At 71.1% G+C, this 18,560-nt stretch carries 18 protein-coding genes; 10 read left to right on the top strand and 8 right to left on the bottom strand.

Annotated elements, in window-relative coordinates; translation table 11 throughout:
- Window positions 1-27: 27 nt before the first annotated feature.
- On the bottom strand, window positions 28-1,020 hold the full coding sequence (locus tag JOD63_RS00515) for a LacI family DNA-binding transcriptional regulator (RefSeq protein WP_045276407.1): 993 nt from the start codon (window positions 1,018-1,020) through the stop codon (window positions 28-30).
- Between the two features lie 69 nt (window positions 1,021-1,089).
- On the opposite strand from JOD63_RS00515, the gene JOD63_RS00510 reads away from it, so the two are divergent.
- Window positions 1,090-1,941, top strand: a complete 852-nt coding sequence (locus JOD63_RS00510; RefSeq protein ID WP_045276406.1) for an NAD-dependent epimerase/dehydratase family protein — start codon at window positions 1,090-1,092, stop codon at window positions 1,939-1,941.
- Entirely contained in the window at window positions 1,938-2,525 is a 588-nt protein-coding gene (locus JOD63_RS00505; protein ID WP_045276513.1) for a DnaJ family domain-containing protein, read from the top strand. Before JOD63_RS00510 ends, JOD63_RS00505 begins: the two co-directional genes overlap by 4 nt.
- Before the next feature lie 79 nt (window positions 2,526-2,604).
- Here the strand turns inward: JOD63_RS00505 and JOD63_RS00500 are convergent, their stop codons facing one another.
- From JOD63_RS00500 to JOD63_RS00490, 3 genes are all read right to left on the bottom strand, one after another.
- Window positions 2,605-3,210, bottom strand: coding sequence for a hypothetical protein (locus JOD63_RS00500; protein ID WP_045276405.1), 606 nt, complete (start codon window positions 3,208-3,210; stop codon window positions 2,605-2,607).
- 184 nt (window positions 3,211-3,394) lie between these two features.
- On the bottom strand, window positions 3,395-3,685 hold the full coding sequence (locus tag JOD63_RS00495; protein WP_045276404.1) for a DUF4287 domain-containing protein: 291 nt from the start codon (window positions 3,683-3,685) through the stop codon (window positions 3,395-3,397).
- Between the two features lie 50 nt (window positions 3,686-3,735).
- A complete protein-coding gene (locus tag JOD63_RS00490) occupies window positions 3,736-4,134 on the bottom strand; it encodes a cupin domain-containing protein (protein WP_045276403.1) in 399 nt (132 codons plus the stop codon).
- Between the two features lie 76 nt (window positions 4,135-4,210).
- Here JOD63_RS00490 and JOD63_RS17620 point away from each other — a divergent pair, with 76 nt between their 5' ends.
- The 8 genes from JOD63_RS17620 (at window position 4,211) to JOD63_RS00450 (ending at window position 14,110) form a co-directional block, all read left to right on the top strand.
- Window positions 4,211-5,206: an ArsR/SmtB family transcription factor gene (locus JOD63_RS17620; protein ID WP_045276402.1), complete on the top strand. Its 996-nt coding sequence runs from the start codon at window positions 4,211-4,213 to the stop codon at window positions 5,204-5,206.
- A gap of 278 nt (window positions 5,207-5,484) precedes the next feature.
- Window positions 5,485-6,420, top strand: coding sequence for an ABC transporter substrate-binding protein (locus tag JOD63_RS00480; RefSeq protein WP_045276512.1), 936 nt, complete (start codon window positions 5,485-5,487; stop codon window positions 6,418-6,420).
- Window positions 6,421-6,505: 85 nt separating this feature from the next.
- Window positions 6,506-8,044 (top strand): sugar ABC transporter ATP-binding protein, encoded by a 1,539-nt coding sequence (locus tag JOD63_RS00475; RefSeq protein ID WP_045276401.1) that lies wholly within the window; start codon window positions 6,506-6,508, stop codon window positions 8,042-8,044.
- Window positions 8,041-9,132 (top strand): ABC transporter permease, encoded by a 1,092-nt coding sequence (locus tag JOD63_RS00470; RefSeq protein ID WP_045276400.1) that lies wholly within the window; start codon window positions 8,041-8,043, stop codon window positions 9,130-9,132. The genes JOD63_RS00475 and JOD63_RS00470 overlap by 4 nt, the downstream gene beginning before the upstream one ends.
- The gene (locus tag JOD63_RS00465) at window positions 9,129-10,148 is read left to right on the top strand and encodes an ABC transporter permease subunit (protein WP_045276399.1); all 1,020 of its coding nucleotides are present in this window, start codon (window positions 9,129-9,131) and stop codon (window positions 10,146-10,148) included. The genes JOD63_RS00470 and JOD63_RS00465 overlap by 4 nt, the downstream gene beginning before the upstream one ends.
- Before the next feature lie 49 nt (window positions 10,149-10,197).
- Complete coding sequence (locus JOD63_RS00460; RefSeq protein ID WP_045276398.1) at window positions 10,198-11,730, top strand: sugar ABC transporter ATP-binding protein; 1,533 nt, start codon at window positions 10,198-10,200, stop codon at window positions 11,728-11,730.
- Window positions 11,727-12,743: a LacI family DNA-binding transcriptional regulator gene (locus tag JOD63_RS00455; RefSeq protein WP_045276397.1), complete on the top strand. Its 1,017-nt coding sequence runs from the start codon at window positions 11,727-11,729 to the stop codon at window positions 12,741-12,743. The genes JOD63_RS00460 and JOD63_RS00455 overlap by 4 nt, the downstream gene beginning before the upstream one ends.
- A 137-nt stretch (window positions 12,744-12,880) precedes the next feature.
- Window positions 12,881-14,110: an MFS transporter gene (locus tag JOD63_RS00450; protein ID WP_045276396.1), complete on the top strand. Its 1,230-nt coding sequence runs from the start codon at window positions 12,881-12,883 to the stop codon at window positions 14,108-14,110.
- A gap of 34 nt (window positions 14,111-14,144) precedes the next feature.
- Here JOD63_RS00450 and JOD63_RS17960 read toward each other — a convergent pair whose 3' ends face one another.
- The 4 genes from JOD63_RS17960 to JOD63_RS00430 all read right to left on the bottom strand — a co-directional run bounded on the left by JOD63_RS17960 (window position 14,145) and on the right by JOD63_RS00430 (window position 18,333).
- On the bottom strand, window positions 14,145-15,200 hold the full coding sequence (locus JOD63_RS17960; protein WP_052682563.1) for an ion transporter: 1,056 nt from the start codon (window positions 15,198-15,200) through the stop codon (window positions 14,145-14,147).
- Window positions 15,201-15,267: 67 nt separating this feature from the next.
- Window positions 15,268-16,281 carry a tocopherol cyclase family protein gene (locus JOD63_RS00440; RefSeq protein ID WP_045276395.1) on the bottom strand — a complete coding sequence of 338 codons (1,014 nt, stop codon included), beginning with the start codon at window positions 16,279-16,281 and terminating at the stop codon, window positions 15,268-15,270.
- A 1-nt stretch (window position 16,282) separates the two neighbouring features.
- Window positions 16,283-16,648 (bottom strand): UBP-type zinc finger domain-containing protein, encoded by a 366-nt coding sequence (locus tag JOD63_RS00435; RefSeq protein WP_045276394.1) that lies wholly within the window; start codon window positions 16,646-16,648, stop codon window positions 16,283-16,285.
- A 47-nt stretch (window positions 16,649-16,695) separates the two neighbouring features.
- Entirely contained in the window at window positions 16,696-18,333 is a 1,638-nt protein-coding gene (locus tag JOD63_RS00430) for an FAD-dependent oxidoreductase (protein WP_045276393.1), read from the bottom strand.
- Between the last annotated feature and the right edge of the window lie 227 nt (window positions 18,334-18,560).

The raw sequence follows: 18,560 nt of genomic DNA, 5'->3' as shown, positions 1-18,560 counted from the left end.
TCAGCCTCGTGTGGGTGCGACCGTGCGTCAGCCGCGCGCCGGGGGCGCGGCTGTCGAGGCCCGCACCCGCAGCACCGGCGCGGCGACCGGGGCGGCCTCCTCGCCGAGCACCTCCGCCACCACGCGTCGGGCCTCGCCGGCGAGGTCGAGCCCGACGGTCGTCAGCGCCGGCGCGAAGAAGGCTGCGTCGGGGTTGTCGTCGAAGCCCCCGATGCTGACGTCGCCCGGAACGGCGATCCCCGCCTCGCGGAGCCCCGCGATGAGCCCGAGCGCCATCTGGTCGTTCGCGACGAAGACCGCGGTGGGTCCGTCGGGCGTGCGCACCGCCGCGGCGACCTCGGCCGCCAGCCCGAAGCCGGCCGAAGCACTCCAGTCTCCCGCCCAGATCGGCCCGGGAACGAGCGCCGCCGACTGGAGCGCCGCGGCCGCTCCCCCGTCGCGGGCCGTGGCCTCGAGCCAGTCGAGCGGCCCCGTCACGCGCGCGATGCGCCGGTGCCCGAGCGAGACGAGGTGGTCGATCGCGAGCGCTCCGCCCGCGGCCTGTCGCTCGGCGCCGAGCCCGGCGTGCAGGGCTGCGACGGGGGTCGAGCCCGATCGCGCCGTCAGCGCTTCGAGCGTCGCGGCGTGCGGGGCGAGCACGATGAGGCCGTCGACGCCCTGCGCCAGGAGGCGATCGGCGGCGTCGGCGACGGATGCCGCGACCGCCGCGTCGGCGTACGCGGTGGCGATCCAGCGGCCCGCGTCGCGGGCGGCGGCCTCGAGGGCGGCGATGCCGACCGACGGCCCGTAGAGCGTCGCATCGGAGGCGACGACTCCGAGCGTGCGCGTCGTGCGCGTGCCGAGCGCCCGCGCCGCATTGTTCACGCGGTACCCGAGGTCGGCCATGGCTTCGAGCACGCGCATCCGCGTCTCGGGCCGGATGTTGGGGTGATCGTTGATCACCCGCGAGACCGTCTGCGTCGACACGCCCGCCGCGCGCGCGACATCGCGCACCCCCACCGGACGCACGACTTCGCTCATGGCACATCAGGCTAACGGCGGCGGCGTCTCCGCCGCGCCACCGCCTCCGCGGCGTGGCAGGGTGGAGGCATGCGGATCGCTCTGACGGGGTCGACGGGGAAGCTGGGCGCGGTCGTGCTGCGGGAACTGCGCAGCCACGGTCACGATGTCACCGGATTCGACGTGGTCGGCGCTCGCGGCGCCGGCTTCGTGCAGCTCGACCTCACCGACTACGGCCAGGTCGTCGACGCGTTCTCGGGGGTCGACCGGTCCGCTCCGTTCGATGCGGTCGTGCACCTCGCAGCAGTGCCGGCACCGGGCCTGCGCACCGACGTCGCGACGTTCCACAACAACATGACGGCGACCTTCAACGTCTTCTGGGCGGCGGTTCGCCTCGGCATCCGCACTCTCGTCTACGCGTCGAGCGAGACGGTGCTCGGCCTGCCGTTCGACACGCCGCCGCCGTACGTGCCCGTCGACGAGGAGTACGCCCCTCGGCCGGAGTCGGTGTACTCGATCGTGAAGACGCTCGAGGAGCAGCTCTCCCGCGAGCTGGTGCGCTGGCATCCCGATCTGTCGATCAGCGCGCTCCGATTCTCGAACGTGATGGCGCCCGAGGACTACGCGGCCTTCCCCGCCTTCGACGACGACGCGACCGCGCGCAAGTGGAACCTGTGGGGCTACATCGACGCCCGCGACGGCGCGCAGGCGATCGAGCGGGCGCTCGACGCCGCCCTGCCGGGCTTCGAGGCCTACATGATCGCCGCGGCTGACACGGTGATGACCAGACCCAACCAGGAGCTGCTCGACGAGGTGTTCCCGGGCGTCGCGCAGGCGCGCGCGTTCGCACCGAACGAGACGCTGCTGTCGATCGACAAGGCGAGACGGATGCTCGGGTTCGACCCGCAGCACACGTGGCGGTCGCACGTCTCAGGCTCATGACCGAGGATCCGCGCGTCAGCGCTGCACGCTATCGCGCCGCGCACGGCGGCGACGGCGAGGTCGGCGGCGCAGACGGCGAGGCCGCCCCGCAGGCCGCAGCGGCGCGGGCCTACTCAGCCGCCGATCGTGCTGCGGTCGTCGAGACGGCGATCCAGCAGGCGATCCGCCGCGGCGAGTTCGACGACCTGCCCGGCGCCGGCAAGCCCATCCCGGGGCTCTGCGATCACCACGACCCGGACTGGTGGATCCGCCGCAAGATCGAGTCCGAGCAGCTCACCGGCCTCGGCCCGCCGGCCCTCAGCCTGCGCGTGGAGGATGCCGCCCTCGACGCCCGTCTCGACGGGATGCGCCACGAGTCGGAGGTGCGCGAGGCGCTCGAGGACTTCAACGCCCGCGTGCGGCACGCCCGGATGCAGCTGCTCGGCGGGCCGCCGGTGGTCACGCCGACGCGAGACGTCGACGCCGAGGTCGCCGCCTGGCACGCCCGCCGCGAGGTGGTCGCGACGGCGGACGAACCCGAGCAGACGGATGCCGCCGCGCCGCGCCGCCGGTGGTGGCGGATGCGCGACCGCCCGCATCGCTGACGCGCGGTCCGACCCATTGCCGAGCGCGCGGATGCGACGCCCGGAAGCCGGGCGTCGCATCCGATGCAAGCCTGCCGGATCAGTCGAGCAGACCGCCGACGAGGTCGTCGACGTCGCTCGAGATGTCGCCGACCAGGTCGTCGACCTCGGTGCCGATGTCGCTCGTGACGTCACCCACCTCGGTGCCGATGTCACCGGCGACATCGCCCACGTCAGCCCCGACCTCGCCGATGTCGCCCACGGAGGCGTCGTTGCCGCTGCCGTTCGCCACCTCGGTGCCGTTGCCGACCTCGTTGCCCGAACCCACCTCGTTGCCCGAGCCGACCGGCGCCTCGACGCCGACGTCGTTGCCCGACCCGACCGGGGCGCTGACATCGTTGCCCGACAGCACCGGGGCGTCGTTGCCGGAGAGGATCGCGCCGTTGCCGACGTCGCTCACGAGCGGGCCGCTCACGAGGCTGTCGAAGCCCACGTTCGTGTCGGTGCCGTTCGCGATCATGAAGTCCTCGATCCACGCGTGGAGCGCGTCGAGGGATGTCTCGGTGCCGATCGTCGTCTCATCGGCGGAGGTCGTGGTCTCGGTGTCGTCGGCGTTCGCGGGGATCGCGAATCCTGCCACGGCGAGGGCGACCGCTCCGAGTCCGGCGCTCCCGATCAGTCCTGCTCGCTTCATGTTCTTGCGCATCAGTTCTTCCTTCCGTTCGGTGCGACATCAGCCGCACGTGGGGTCATCCGGAGGACTGCCCGAGGCGGATTGGAAGCCGCACGCCGAGCCGGCGATGCACAGCGCCGACGGCCCCGGAATTCCGGGGCCGTCGGCGTTTCCTGAAAGATTGCTGAGTGTCGGGATCGACACCCGTCGAGCGGTGTCAGGGGTGGGGGTTGGTCGCCTTGCCGTCGAGCCACAGCTCGTCGGTCGGGTCGGAGTGGGTGCCGCCAGAACCGACGTGCTTGTCGCTGATCCGCGGTCCCTTGGTGATCACGTGCACCATGGCCATCGCGTGGCCGCGACCCAGCCCGTAGTCGGCGGCGAGCCATTCCACGATCGGGGCGGACTTGGTGGTCTCGTCGAAGCCCTTCTCGCGGGCGATGTCGACGAGTTGCCGCGGGGTGAGACCCGTCTTGGTCTCGACGGCGTCGAGGTAGGCCTGGAATGACATGTCGCTGCTCCTTCGGCGGCGTATGCGGGCGGGTGGTCAGTGCGGACGAGTCAATCCGCAGAGGGGATGTCGAGGATACCCGGAGCGTCCTTCCACTCCTGGATGATGCGATCCGAGGCGTGGATGCACAGGATCCGGAGGCGCCCGGTGCCGGTGTTCATGAAACCGTGCCACGCCCCGGCCGGCGCGGTCGCGGTGTCGCCGGGCCCGGCGTCGATGGTCTCGCCGTCGACGGTGATCCGCACCTGCCCGTCGAGGACGACCCAGGTCTCGGGATAGGGGTGTCGGTGCAGCCCCGGACCTTCGCCCGGCTCGTTGTCGACGAAGAAGTACGAGATGCCGGCACCGTGCTCGCGGCCGACGAATCGACGGAGGCGTCCGGCGCCGACGCGCAGCGTCTCGGCTGCGACGACGTGGCGCGAACGCGGGTCGGTGGTGATGGCGGTCATGATGCGTCCTCTCGTGCTGATCTCCCGTGCACGACCACCCTCGCGCCGCCGCCGCGTGCCGCGTTAGTGTTTCGACGTGGATCGAAAGTACGTTGACTTCCGGCTCGCTCCCGACGACCTCACCGCGATCCGCTTCGGCATCTCCCCCGGTCACGAACTGTGCCACGCGGTGCGCGCCCTGCAGCACCCCGACCGGCATCCGCTGCTGTGGGGATGGCTCCGCGCGGTGCGCGGACGGATCCCGAACGAGCACTTCGACGTGCTCTCGCTCATCATCCGCGACGAGGGCTACTTCCCCGACTTCCTGACCACGACCCCGGCCTGGGACACCTCGCCGGCGGACGAGGCTGAGCGACTGGCGACGATTCCGCCCGCCCGGTTCGACCTCGACATGCACAAGGTGCTCGCACGATCCACGGGATCCCGCGCGGCCGCCGTGCAGCGCATGATCGACCACCCCGACCAGGCGAGGGCGATGATCGCCCGCGCCTGGGCGGCGGTGTGGGACGCGGCAGTCGCTCCGGTCTGGCCGCAGCTCGAGCGGCTCCTCCGCGCCGACATCGCGGTCCGCTCGCGGCGGATCGCGATCGTCGGGATCGGCGCGACCGTGGGAGACCTGCATCCGCGTGTGCAGTGGCACGACGGCGCGGTGCGCGTCGAACTGTCGCTGCACAGCGAGGTGCTCGACTGCCGCGGCACCGGCCTCGTGCTCGTTCCGTCGGTCATGGCGCGCACCGGGTGCATGGTGCTCACCGAGCCACCCGCCCAGCCGACGCTGTTCTACCCCGCCCAGGGCGTCACCGAGTCGTGGGCACGGGACGCGGCATCCGCCGAACGCGCCCTGTCGGCCCTGCTCGGCCCGGCGCGGGCGCAGATCCTGCTGACCGCCGACGAGGCGCGCACGACGAGCGCCGTCGCGCGCGACAGCGGGCTGGCCGCGTCGACGGCATCCCACCACCTCACCGTGCTGCGCGAGGCCGGACTCATCACGAGCACCCGGGCCGCGAACCGCGTGCTCCACGTGCGCAGTCCTCTGGGTGAGGCGCTGCTCGGCGGCCACTCGGGCGGCTGACCCGCACAACGACGGAACGCGAATGGGATGTTAGCGATCACAGCACAACACCCAGGACGGATGCCTCGCCCACGACATCAGAACCTTTGATCACGTCGCGCGTTACAGAACTGTTATCGCTCACATGTTGCGCGCACCCCGAATGTGAGGGCTAACATTCCAACGTCGGGCGGCACAGATGCCACCCGAAGACGACCCCGGCGCAGACGCCGGGCAAGAACGAGGAGGTTCTGGGAGTGAAGAACAAGATTCTCGCCAGCGCAGCGCTCCTGGGCGCGATGGCACTGGCAGCGACCGGATGCGCAGGCTCATCCGGCGGCGACGGCGGCGGCGGCGACGAGGTGGTCACAGTCGGCTTCGCGCAGACCGGATCGGAGTCGGGCTGGCGCAGCGCCAACACCGAGTCGATGAAGGCTGCGTTCTCGGAGGAGAACGGATTCGACCTCATCTTCAACGCGGCCGACAACGACGCGGCGGCGCAGATCGCCGCGGTCCGCGACTTCATCAGCCGCGGCGTCGACGCGATCGTGATCGCCCCGATCGTCGAAGACGGCTGGGACGACGTGCTGCAGGAGGCATCCGACGCCGGCATCCCGGTGGTCCTCGAGGACCGCACGGTGACGGCATCCGACGACCTCTTCGCCAGCTGGGTCGGCCTCGACTTCAAGAAGGAAGGCGTCATGGCCGGCGAGTGGGCGGCCGAGACCTTCGGCGACACCCCGACCAAGATGGTGGTGCTCGAGGGCACGACCGGATCGGCTCCTGCCAACGACCGCGCCGAAGGCTTCGACGAGGCGATCGCCGGCACCGGGATCGAGACGATCGACTCGCAGACGGGCGACTTCACGCGCGACGGCGGCAAGACCGTCATGGAGGGCTTCCTGCAGAAGTACGGTGTCGACGGCATCGACCTGCTCTACGCGCACAACGACGACATGGCGCTCGGTGCGATCGAGGCGATCGAGGCGGCCGGCGGCGTTCCGGGCGAAGACATCCAGATCGTGTCGATCGACGCGGTCAAGGACGGCATGCAGGCCCTCGTCGACGGGAAGATCAACTTCATCGTCGAGTGCAACCCGATGCTCGGCGAACTCGCCGCGGGTCTCGTCACCGACGTGCTCGCCGGCGACGAGGTCGAGAAGCAGGTGTACGTCGAAGACCAGTCGTTCGACCAGGAGGCTGCGGCCGCGGTCATCGACTCGCGTCCGTACTGATCCTCACCGCGATCCGTCGTCCGCCGGGGGCCTTCGCGCCCCCGGCGGACGACGCCACGACTCGATCCGACACGGAAGTGAAGCAATGACCGTCGACCTCGACACCGCCACCCCCGTCGTCGCGCTGCGCGACATCACCATCCGCTTCCCCGGTGTGCTCGCCCTCGACGGCGTCGACTTCTTCCTGCGGCCCGGCGAAATCCACTCGCTCATGGGCGAGAACGGCGCAGGCAAGTCCACCCTCATCAAGGCGCTCACGGGCGTCTACGCCATCGACGGCGGAACCATCACGGTCGCCGGCGACGATCGGGTGTTCTCGGGAACCGCCGACGCGCAGGACGCCGGCATCTCGACGGTGTACCAGGAGGTGAACCTCTGCACCAACCTGTCGGTCGGCGAGAACGTCATGCTCGGCCACGAGCCGCGCCGCTTCGGAACGATCGACTGGAACGGCGTCCACCGCCGTGCCGCCGAGCACCTCGCCGCTCTCGGCGTGCTCATCGACACCCGCTCGGCGCTGTCGAGCCACTCCCTCGCGATCCAGCAGCTCGTCGCCATCGCGCGCGCCATGGTGCTCGATGCGAAGGTGCTCATCCTCGACGAGCCCACATCGAGCCTCGACCGCGGCGAGGTCGAACAGCTCTTCGCGGTGATGCGCGCCCTCCGCGACACCGGCGTCGCCATCCTCTTCGTCAGCCACTTCCTCGACCAGGTGTACGAGGTGTCAGACCGCATCACGGTGCTGCGCAACGGCCGTCTCGTCGGCGAGTACGCCGTCGACGAACTCCCCCGCGACCAGCTCGTCAGCCGCATGATCGGGCGCGAGCTCTCGGAGCTGTCCCAGCTCTCGCAGACCGCCGAGCGCACCATCGACCGCGGAGGCGTGCCGGTGCTGCGCGCCGTCGGCGTCGGACGCCGCGGTGTGCTCTCCCCGGCCGACCTCGACGTCTTCCCCGGCGAGGTCGTCGGCCTCGCCGGCCTCCTCGGCTCGGGCCGCACCGAGCTCGTCCGCCTGCTCGCCGGCGCTGACTGCGCCGACGAGGGCACCGTGGAGGTGCACGGCAAGCCGGCGCGCCTCACCTCGCCCCGCCAGGCGATCGACCGCCGGATCGTCTACTCGTCGGAGGATCGCCGCGGCGAGGGAATCATCGGCGACCTCACGGTCGCGGAGAACATCGTGCTCGGCGTGCAGGCCAAGCGCGGCGCGATGCGCCCGATGCGCGCCGGCGAGAAGGATGCCCTCGTGTCCGAGTACATCGCGGCGCTGGGCGTGCGCCCCGCCGCCCCCGATGCGCTCGTGCGCAACCTCTCGGGCGGCAACCAGCAGAAGGTGCTGCTGGCGCGTTGGCTCGCCACGGCTCCCGAGCTCATCATCCTCGACGAGCCCACCCGCGGCATCGACGTGGGCGCGAAGGCCGACATCCAGCGCAAGGTCGCCGAACTCGCCGCGCAGGGACTCGCTGTCGTGTTCATCTCGTCGGAGCTCGAAGAAGTGCTTCGATTGGCACAGCGGGTGGCGGTCATGCGCGACCGGCGCAAGATCGGCGAACTCGACCAGTCCGAGGTCGACCTCGACCGGCTCATCGACTACATCGCCAATGAGGGCGAAGGGACCGACGCATGAAGAAGCTTCTGACCCACCGGCTGGTGTGGCCGATCGCAGCGCTCATCACACTGATCGTGATCAACACCATCGCGCGGCCGCAGTTCATCTCGGTGACCGTCCGCGACGGGCAGCTCTACGGGCCGCTCATCGACATCCTGCGCAACAGCGCCCCGCTCATGCTCGTCGCCCTCGGCATGACGATCGTGATCGCCACGCGCGGCATCGACCTGTCGGTCGGTGCGATCATGGCGGTCTCCGGCGCGGTCGCCCTGACGGTCATCGACGCGTCGGGCAGCCCGGGATCGCTCGGCACCGTCTTCGTGGCGCTGCTGGTCGCGCTCCTCGTCTCGCTGGTCCTCGGGTCGTGGAACGGCCTGCTCGTGTCGGTGCTCGGGATCCAGCCGATCATCGCCACCCTCGTGCTCATGCTCGCGGGGCGCGGCATCGCCCTCCTCATCACCGACGGGTTCATCACCACGGTGACGAGCGCACCGTACAAGTTCATCGCCACCGGCTACCTCATCGGCCTCCCGTTCGCGCTGTTCATCTCGGCGGCCGCGGTCGCGGTCATCGCGGTGATCGAGCGCCGCACCGCGCTCGGCATGCTGACCGAAGCCGTCGGCATCAACCCGGCGGCGAGCCGCCTCGCCGGCGTGCGCGCGCGAGGGATCATCTTCGGCGCCTACGCGGCCAGCGGCCTGCTGGCCGGCATGGCCGGCATCCTCTACAGCTCCAACATCATGGCGGCCGACGCCAACGCGACCGGGCAGTACATCGAGCTGTACGCGATCCTCGCCGTCGTGCTCGGCGGCACGTCGCTCATGGGCGGGAAGTTCACCATCGCCGGCACCGTGGTGGGGGTCTTCACGATCCAGACCCTCGAATCCACGATCCTGTTCCTCGGCGTGCCCTCCGCCCAGGCGCCGGTGTTCTTCGCCGTCGTCGTCATCGTCGTGGTGCTCGTGCAGTCGCCGCGGCTCCACGCGTTCGTGCGCGGGCTGTTCGCCCGGCGCCGGTCGTCATCGGACGCCGCGCCACCGCCGCCGACCGCCCCGAAGCCCACCGACGCACCCCAGACCCCGGCACCCGCGGAGGTGGCATCATGACCGCGGACCAGCTGATCGCTCCCGCCCGTCCGACCCTGCGCGAGCGCTACGACACCTACATGAGCCGCCACGCGGCACTCATGCCGACGTTCGCGGCGATCGCCATCCTGATCCTGCTGCTCATCGGCGCGCAGTTCGCGTTCGGCAACTTCATCGCACCGCGCAACCTCTCGGCGCTCCTGCTCAACAACGCGTACCTGATCATCCTCGCGGTGGGCCTCACGTTCGTGATCCTCACCGGCGGCATCGACCTGTCCGTCGGCTCGGTGATGGCGTTCACCGGCATCCTGTGCGCGAAGCTGCTCGCCGACGGGCTGCCCGCGATCGTCGCGGTGCCGATCATGCTGCTCGGCGGCGCGGCGATCGGTCTGCTCATCGGCGTGCTCGTGCAGTACTTCGACGTGCAGCCGTTCATCGCCTCCCTCGCGGGACTCTTCCTGGCCCGCGGTCTCGCGTTCGTGGTCAGCCTGTCGTCGATCAAAGTGGAGGATCCGGCCGTGCTGTGGCTGCAGCGAACCCGCTTCACCGTCGGCGACTGGTATCTCACGCCCACCGGCATCCTGGCCCTCCTGGTCGTCGCTGTCGGCGTGTACGTCACGCAGTGGACCCGCTTCGGGCGCACCATCTACGCGATCGGCGGCAACGAGCAGTCCGCGCGCCTGATGGGTCTGCCGGTCGCCCGCACCAAGGTGCTGGCGTACGTGCTCTGCGGGCTGTGCAGCGGTCTCGCGGGGCTGGTCCTGACCGCGTACTCGGGCGCGGGGTATCCGCTCAACGGCGTGGGCACCGAGCTCGACGCGATTGCGGCCGTCGTCATCGGCGGCACGCTGCTCACCGGCGGCAGCGGCTACGTGCTCGGGTCGCTCGTCGGCGTGCTCGTGTACGGAGTCATCAAGACGATCATCGCCTTCGAAGGCGCCGACCCGTCGTGGACCCGCATCATCATCGGTGCGCTGCTGCTGCTGTTCGTCGTCGTCCAGCGTGTCATCGTCGCCCGCTCGGAACGGCGGCGCTAGGCGGCCCGCCATGACCGGGCGTGCTCGTCCATCACGTCATAATGGCGTGATGGACGAGCGACGGCCGCTCATGGAGCTCCGCGGCGCGACGGTGCGATTCGGCGCGGAAGCAGCGCTCGACGCCGTCGCCTTCCGCGTGTTCCCCGGTGAGGTGCACTCGCTCATGGGCGAGAACGGTGCGGGCAAGTCGACGCTGATCAAGGCGATGACCGGAGCGCTCCAGCTCGACGAGGGCACGATGACGCTCGACGGGGCGCCGGTGCGGTTCCGCACCCCGGCGGATGCGCTCGATGCGGGCGTGAGCACGGTCTACCAGGAGATCGACCTGCTCCCGAACCTCACCGTCGCGGAGAACATCTGCCTCGGGCGCGAACCCCGCCGCCTCGGCACGATCGACTGGAAGGCGATGCGCCGGCGCGCGGCCGACGTGCTCGCCGAGCTCGGACTGACGATCGATCCCGCGTCGGTGCTCTCGCACCATTCGCTCGCCGTGCAGCAGCTCGTCGCGATCGCCCGGGCGATCTCGATCGACGTGCGCGTGCTCGTCCTCGACGAGCCGACCTCGAGTCTCGACGTCGACGAGGTGGCCGAGCTCTTCCGCGTCGTGCGCGAGCTCACCGAACGCGGAGTCGCCGTCGTCTTCATCTCGCACTTCCTCGACCAGGTGTACGAGATCGCCGACCGAATCACCGTGCTCCGCGGCGGCAGACTCGTCGGCGAGTACGTGCCGGCGGAGCTGCTGCGGATCGACCTCGTCGAGAAGATGCTCGGCCGAAGCGCGACGGGCATCGGCGCCCGCACGCGCACGGAGCCGCCCGACGAATCGGATGCCGCGGTCTTCCTGCGCGCGCGCGGCGTCACGGCGACGCCGGGCATCTCCGACGCCGACGTCGAGCTGCGCGAAGGCGATGTGCTCGGGGTCGCGGGCCTGCTCGGCTCGGGGCGCACCGAGCTCGCCCGCGCGCTCACCGGGATCGACCGTCTCGACGCCGGCGTGATCACGATCGCGGGCGGCGACGGGCCGCCCGGATCGCCGCGCGCCGCGATCTCGCTCGGGGTGGTGTACTCGTCGGAGAACCGCCGCACCGAGGGGATCATCGCCGACCTCAGCGTGCAGCAGAACATCACCCTGGCCCTCCAGGCGGAGCGCGGCGTGTTCCATCGCATGCCCGCGCAGCGGCAGCGGGAGCTCGCCCAGAGCTGGATCGACGCCCTCGACATCCGCCCGGCCGACCCCGACCGGCCCGCCGGCACGCTCTCGGGCGGCAACCAGCAGAAGGTGCTGCTGGCACGCCTCCTCGCACTGTCGCCGCGGGTGCTCGTGCTCGACGAGCCGACGCGCGGCATCGACGTCGGCGCCAAGGTCGAGATCCAGAACCTCGTCGCCGAGCTCGCCGACAACGGGCTGTCGGTGATGTTCATCTCGGCGGAACTCGAAGAGGTGCTCCGCGTGGCGTCACGAGTCGCCATTCTCCGTGCGGGCAGAATCGTCGAGACGGTCGCGGCCGATGCACTCACCGTCGATTCCCTCCTCGCCCTCGTCGCGCAGGCCGAGGATGCCGACGACGAGGATCGCCCGTGACCGAGGAGAAGCCGACGAAGTCGGCGAACATCTTCGATGTGGCGCGCCTGGCGGGCGTGTCGCACCAGACGGTCTCCCGGGTGCTGAACGACCTCCCGAACGTCAGACCCGCCACCCGGGCCCGGGTCGAGCAGGCCATCTCGCAGCTGCGCTACAGCCCGTCGCCGGCGGCCCGCGCGCTGGTCACGCGTCGCACGCGCACGATCGGGCTGATCACCCCGAACGTGACCGACTACGGCCCGACGTCGATCGCGATGTCGTTCACCGTCGCGGCGCGTGCGGAGCGCTACAGCGTCGAGACCGTCAGCGCGCCCGACTCCGATCCCGCCTCGGTGCGAGACGCCATCGAGGCCCTGCTGCGCCAGCGCGTCGACGCCATCGTGCTGGTCGTCGTCGATGTGGGAGTGCTCGAGCACGTGCGCGGTCTCGACCTGAGCATCCCGGTCGTGGCGTCGGCATCCTCGGCGCGGCGGAGCCCCCTCATCGTGTCGATCGACCAGTACCGCGGCGCGCGGGCGGCGGTGCGGCACCTGGTCGACCTCGGGCACACCAACATCCTCCATCTGGCGGGGCCGCCGCAGGCCCCCGATGCGCTCGAGCGCATCCGCGGGTGGCGCGACGAGCTCGCCGCCCACCGCCTGGAGGCGGTCGAGCCCCAGCACGGCGACTGGTCGGCCGCCAGCGGATACCGCGTGGCCGGGGGCCTCGAGATCCCGCCCGGCTCAGCCGTGTTCGCGGCGAACGACAACATGTCGATCGGACTGCTGTCGGCGCTGCGCGAACGCGGGCTGCGGGTGCCCGAAGACGTCAGCGTGGTGGGGTTCGACGACGTCCCGGAGGCGGGTTACCTGTACCCGGCGCTCACCACGGTGCGGCAGGACTTCTCGGCGCTCGGCGAGCTGATGATGCAGAAGGTGCTGGTCGCCGTCGAAGAGCCCGACGGCGTCACCGAGGACACCCCGCTCGCCACGCATCTGGTCGTTCGCGCGTCCACGGCGGCGCCCACCCGCTGACGCACCCCGCACCCTCCCAGGAAGCCTCGGTAGACTTCCGGGGCCATCTGCGATGTGCATCACCTGGTCCCCACGGGACGAAGGCGGCACTCCCCCGCCGCGTGTCTGCGGCGTGACCACCACAGGAATCTCCACCGATGCACACCACCCTGGCGTCCACGCGCCGCCCGAGCCTCGTGCGCGAAGCCGGGCTCTCGTACTTCCCGATCGCCCTCGTGGCGCGCCTCCCGTTCGCGATGATGGTCGTCGGCGTGCTGACGCTCGTCGTCTCCGCGCGCGACTCGCTCGCCCTCGGCGGAGCGACGTCTGCCATGACCGGCCTCGGCACCGCGATCGTCGGCCCGCTCCTGGGCGCGGCGGCCGACCGCTGGGGCCAGCGCCGCGTGCTCCTCATCGCCGGCACGGCCAACAGCGTGCTGCTGCTCGCCCTTGCGTGGCTCGCGTTCGCACCCGTCGCCGACGGCGCCCTGCTGATCGCCGCGTTCGCGATCGGTGCGAGCATGCCGCAGGTCGCTCCGCTGTCGCGCAGCCGCCTCGTGGGCATCATCTCGCGCACGTTCCGCTCCGGCGACCGCACCCGCGTGGTCAACGGCACCATGGCGTACGAGTCGGCCGCAGACGAGATCGTGTTCGTCTTCGGCCCCGTGATCGTCGGCCTCCTCGCCACGACGCTCGACCCCGCCGCGCCGGTGATCGGCGCTGCCGTGCTCGCCCTGGTGTTCGTGAGCGCGTTCGCGCTGCATCCGTCTGCCGCCACCGGAACCGCCGCGGGCGACGCGGCGGGCGTTCCCGAGCAGGCCCCGGCGCGCGAGCTCGCACGCCCGGCACTCCTGACGACGGTCCTGGGCACGCTCGGCATGGGCCTGTTCTTCGGCGCGATGCTCACCTCGCTCACCGCCTTCATGTCGGAGCGGGGTGCTCCCGAGCAGGCCGGACTCGTGTACGGCGCGATGGGCATCGGCTCGGCCGCGCTGGCACTCGGCGTCGCCTTCTTCCCGGCGCGCTTCACGCTCACCGCGCGGTGGCTCACCTTCGCGGCCATCCTCGTCGCGGGCACGCTCGCACTGCCGTTCGTGCACTCGGTCGCCGGCATCACCGGGAGCCTCCTGATCATCGGCATCGGCATCGGCCCGACCCTCGTGAGCCAGTACAGCCTCGCCACCGCCCGCAGCCCGATCGGCCGCTCGGCCACGGTCATGACCATGCTCGGCTCTGCCGTGGTGGTGGGTCAGTCGGCGGCGTCGGCGATCACCGGGCTCGTGGCGGAGTCGGCAGGCGCGCAGGCGGCGCTCGTGCTGCCGATCGCCGCCGCGGGCATCGTGCTCGCCGCCGGCATCGCGAACGCCGTGTTCGCACGCCGCCCCTGAGCACGAGATCGCGCCGCGGGCGGATGCCTGCGGATCAGCCGCGCCCAGCGGCGCTCAGCAGGGCCCGGATCTCGGCCATCGTCTCCTCGGATTCCCGGAGCAGCGCATCGAGCCGCTCTGCCGTGGCCGGATCGAGCCCGACGGCGTCGTGCCCCGCCGCGGACGCATCGCCGGCCGGCGCATCCGTCGCATCGTCGCCGGGGTCGCTGACGCCGCCGGCGGCACCCGCGGCATCGGCACGCGCAGCCGAGTCCGCCGCAGCATCCACCCCCGCAGCCACCGCGCCCGATGCCGCTCCCGCGGCGACACCGTGGACCGCGGGCCGCGCCGGATCGACGGGTGCATCCTCATCGTCGGCGTTCTCGTCGTCGCCGTCGTCCCCGGAGGCGTCGGTGTTCCGCGACGGTCCGAGGAACAGGTTCGCCAGATATCCGGTGAACGTGCCGAAGATGCCGACGCCGACGATGATGATGAGCACGCCCAGCAGGCGCCCCAGGTTCGTGACCGGGAACTGATCGCCGTAGCCGACGGTCGAGATGGTGACCACGGTGTACCAGAGCGCATCGGAGGCCGTCGTGATGTTCGCACCGTCGGCGTCCTCCTCGATCGCGAGCATGGTGATGCTGCCCCACTGCAGCACCAGCACGCCCATGAGCAGCAGCGTGAGCAGCGCACTGTTCGCGCGATCGCGGACGAGCGTGAACCAGATCGTCCGCACGCCCAGCTGACGCATGAGGCGGATCACGCGCAGCACGCGGAAGATCCGCAGGATCTTGAACTGCGGCAGCGGCAGGCTCGCGAGGAGGTCGGCCCATCCGAACCCGCGGAAGAAGTAGTGCGACGCCGATGGCGCGGTCACGATCCGGTAGATGAAGTCGCCCAGGAATATGACGCTGAACAGCGCATTCATCATCTGCAGGATGAGCTGCAGCGAGGGATCGTCCTGCAGTGCCAGCACGAGCACCAGGTTCACGATCGAGAGGATCGAGAGCACGCCGATGAAGATCTCGTAGGCGGTGTTCTTGAGCTCGCTGCGCGCGGCGCGGCGCAGGGCCCGGCGTTCGGCGCGACGCTCGGCGAAGGTGCTCATGCGGTCTCCTCGGTGATGTGGCGCTCCATTCTCGCGCGGCGGAGCCCGCGGTCGCAGGCGACGCGCGTCAGGCGCGCAGCGCGAGCAGGCGTGCGGTGTCGCCGAACACCTCGAGCCCGGCGCAGTCCGCGACGCCCTCGAGGAGCACCGTGCCGTCGCGCGCGGTGTGGCGCAGCTCCACCTTCGCATCCAGGGTCTCCTCCACCCGGCGATGCATGGCCGTGCGCAGCGGCGCGTGCAGCAGACCGCCGCGCACCCGCTCGGCGTCGAGGTCGAGGGTGCCGTCGGGCCCGGTCATGCTCCAGCGGACATGCGTGTCGGTGATCTCGAGACGGCCCTCACGGGAGCGGTTGTACGTCGTCCAGCGGTGGAGGCGTCCGCTGTGACGCAGCCCGATGATCGAGCCGCGGAACGCCCTCCCGAGCCACGGGATGATCGCGACCGACGCGATGAGCGACGCGTCGGCGCCGTCGCCCCGGACCGCGTCGATGTGGTTGCTCGCGAGCCACACGTATCCGGCCGGGAATGCCTGGCCCCAGTCCTTCTCGATGTAGCCGCGCCCGCCGTCGAACGTGGCGCGCTCGCCTTCGACCTCGACCTCGCCGGCCAGCCCGTGCCCGAACGACACGATGCCGTGGAAGCACTCGAGGAACGGCACCATGGCGTACCAGCCCATGATGCCGGGTTCGCGGAGCGTCACGGGCCAGGGCTCGAGCGGCGTGGTGAAGTCGATGCGCCCGCGCAGCTGCGGCAGATCGAGGTCGACCCCGTCGGGTCCGAAGCGGTTGGACCCGACGCGCACGTCGAACGAGCGGTCGGATGCCGCGAACTCCGACGCGTCGAACCGGTGGTACCACGACCGGCCGGTGAGCCCGTCGAGCACCTGGACGAAGGCTTCGTCGGTCGCGCCGTCCGCGGCATCCAGTCCCTTGAACACCCCCGGGATCACCGCCCACCGCTGTGAGCGATCGGCCGAGATCAGCTTGATGTACCAGCCCTCGAAGAATCCCGAAGCGATGCCGTCGCCGTGGAAGGCGTCGGGGTGACGGATGCCGCGCACCCACGCCGCGGGCGAGCGCATGTCAGTTCGCGGCCCGGGCGGCCCGGAGCACGTCGCGCCAGTCCGCGGGCACGCGGCCCTCGGGTCCGGGTGTCGGCTGCGTCTCGGGGCGGCTCGTCGGCGGGGCGAGGACCGGGCCCTCGAGCGTCTCCTCCGCCTCGAAGTCCCAGTACCAGTCCTCCCCCGGCTCGAAGCTCTGCATCATGCGATGCCCGGTGGCGGCGAAGTGCGCCGACGCGTGGCGGCCGAGCGACGAGTCGCAGCAGCCGATGTGGCCGCATGCCGCGCAGCGGCGCAGGTGCACCCACCATCCGCCGTGGTCGTCGCATTCACCGCATCCGGTTCCCGACGGCGGCACCTGCGGGTCGATCTGCGTCTCGTCTGTCACGGGCGGCTCCTCTCGGACGGGTCTCGGCGGGGATCGGACTGCCGATCTCAGAACGCGGTCGCGAGCGCGCGGTGCACCGAGGCGACGGCGCTCGATCCTTCGCCGACGGCCGCGGCGACGCGCTTCATCGACCCGCGGCGCACGTCTCCCGCGGCGAACACCCGCGGCGTCGACGTCTCGAACGGCAGCGGCTCGCGCCCGAGCGTCTGCCAGCGCTCCAGCGATTGCGTCGCGATGTCGGTTCCGGTGCGGATGAACCCGTCGTCGTCGCGGTCGATGGCCCCCAGCCAGCGGGTCGCGGGCTCGGCGCCGATGAAGCAGAACAGGCCGCGCGCGTCGACCTCGCCCGCGGTGTCGATGCGCACCGACTCGAGGGCGCCCGCTCCGCCGAGGCCGACGATGTTCGATGCGGTGTGCAGATGGATGCGCGGGTCGTCGACGAGCCGGTCGACGAGGTACGACGACATGCGCGCGCCGACGTCGCCGCCGCGGACGACGAGCTGCACGTCGCATCCGCCCGCCGCGAGGTACAGCGCGGCCTGCCCCGCGGAGTTCGCCCCGCCCACCACGACGACCGGCGACTCCGCCACCTGGCGGAGTTCGAGCGGGGTCGCCGCGTAGTAGATGCCGGCGCGCTCGAACTCGTCCCAGCGCTCGAGGGCGAGACGTCGGTACGCGGCTCCTGAGGTGACGACCACGGTGCGGGTGCGGATGCCGCGCCCGTCGGCGAGCGTCACCTGCAGCGCGTCGTCTCGGCGGTCGAGGGCGACGGCCTCGCACGGCGCGTAGACCCGCACCCCGAACTTCAGGGCCTGGAGCGATGCCTGGCCGATGAGCGCGCCGCCGCTGACTCCGAACGGGAATCCGAGGAAGTTCTCGATGCGCGACGTCGCCGCCGCCTGCCCGCCCGGGGCGATCGCGTCGAGGAGCACCGTCTCGAGGCCTTCGGACGCACCGTAGATCGCGGCGGCGAGTCCTGCCGGCCCGCCGCCGACCACGACCAGGTCGACCACCTCGTCGGCGTCGCCCTCGTACGCGAGGCCCAGCTGCTCGGCGACCATCCCGGGCGTCGCGCGGCGGATCGGCTCGCCCTGGATGAACGCGACCGGCAGGTCGGCTGCGCTGAAATCGTGCACCGACGACACCAGCGGGTCGTCGGGCGTCACGGCGTGCGCGGCGTGCACCAGATCGAGCCGCTCGGCGAAGCGGCGCAGCGCCAGGAATCCGTTCGATCCGCTCTCGCCCACGAACTTGAGGGTCATCGCCGCGGGGCCCGTTCGCAGCGATTCGCGCCGCGCCCACAGCGAGTGGAGGATGAGGTCGCAGAGCTCGTCGTCCTCGTTCATGATGCGGCGGAGCTCTGCGCGCGGCAGGCGACGGATGCGGCCGGCCTCGCCGACGCGTGCCGACAGGAACGCACCCTGGCCGTTGAGCAGGCCCAGCTCCCCGACGAACGACCGGGGCCCCATCGTGGTCAGCACGATCTCGTCCGACCACTTCAGCGCATCGCGCACGACGTCGACCGCGCCCGACTCGACGAGGATCAGGTCGTAGTCCCGGTCGCCCGAGCGGAACACGTAGTCGCCCACGGCGACATCCTCTTCGGATCCGTGCGCGATGAGATGCTCCCACTGCGCGTCGGTGAGGCGGGGCGCGATGGCAGGATCCTTCTCGAGGCCGTCCATGGATGACACCGTAGTGCCCGCCTCGCGCCCGCGGGCCGATCGGGGCGAACTCGCCCGCCCGCGGCCACCCCGTGCTCGGACCGCCGCGGCCCACAGACCCTCAACCCCGAAATCGGGTGTTGCGGTCGGTCGGAGCCTGTGGTTATGATCGCGGAACCGACTTAATTCAATGGTTAGGTTAACCATGAGGCAGGTCAGCGAGGACGCTGATCCCCCAACGCGAAGAG

This window comes from Microbacterium terrae, from assembly GCF_017831975.1.
In the GTDB taxonomy this organism is placed as follows: Bacteria; Actinomycetota; Actinomycetes; order Actinomycetales; family Microbacteriaceae; genus Microbacterium; species Microbacterium terrae.
Note: the sequence above shows the minus strand (reverse complement) of the source record. Positions and strands in the feature narration are given on the sequence as shown.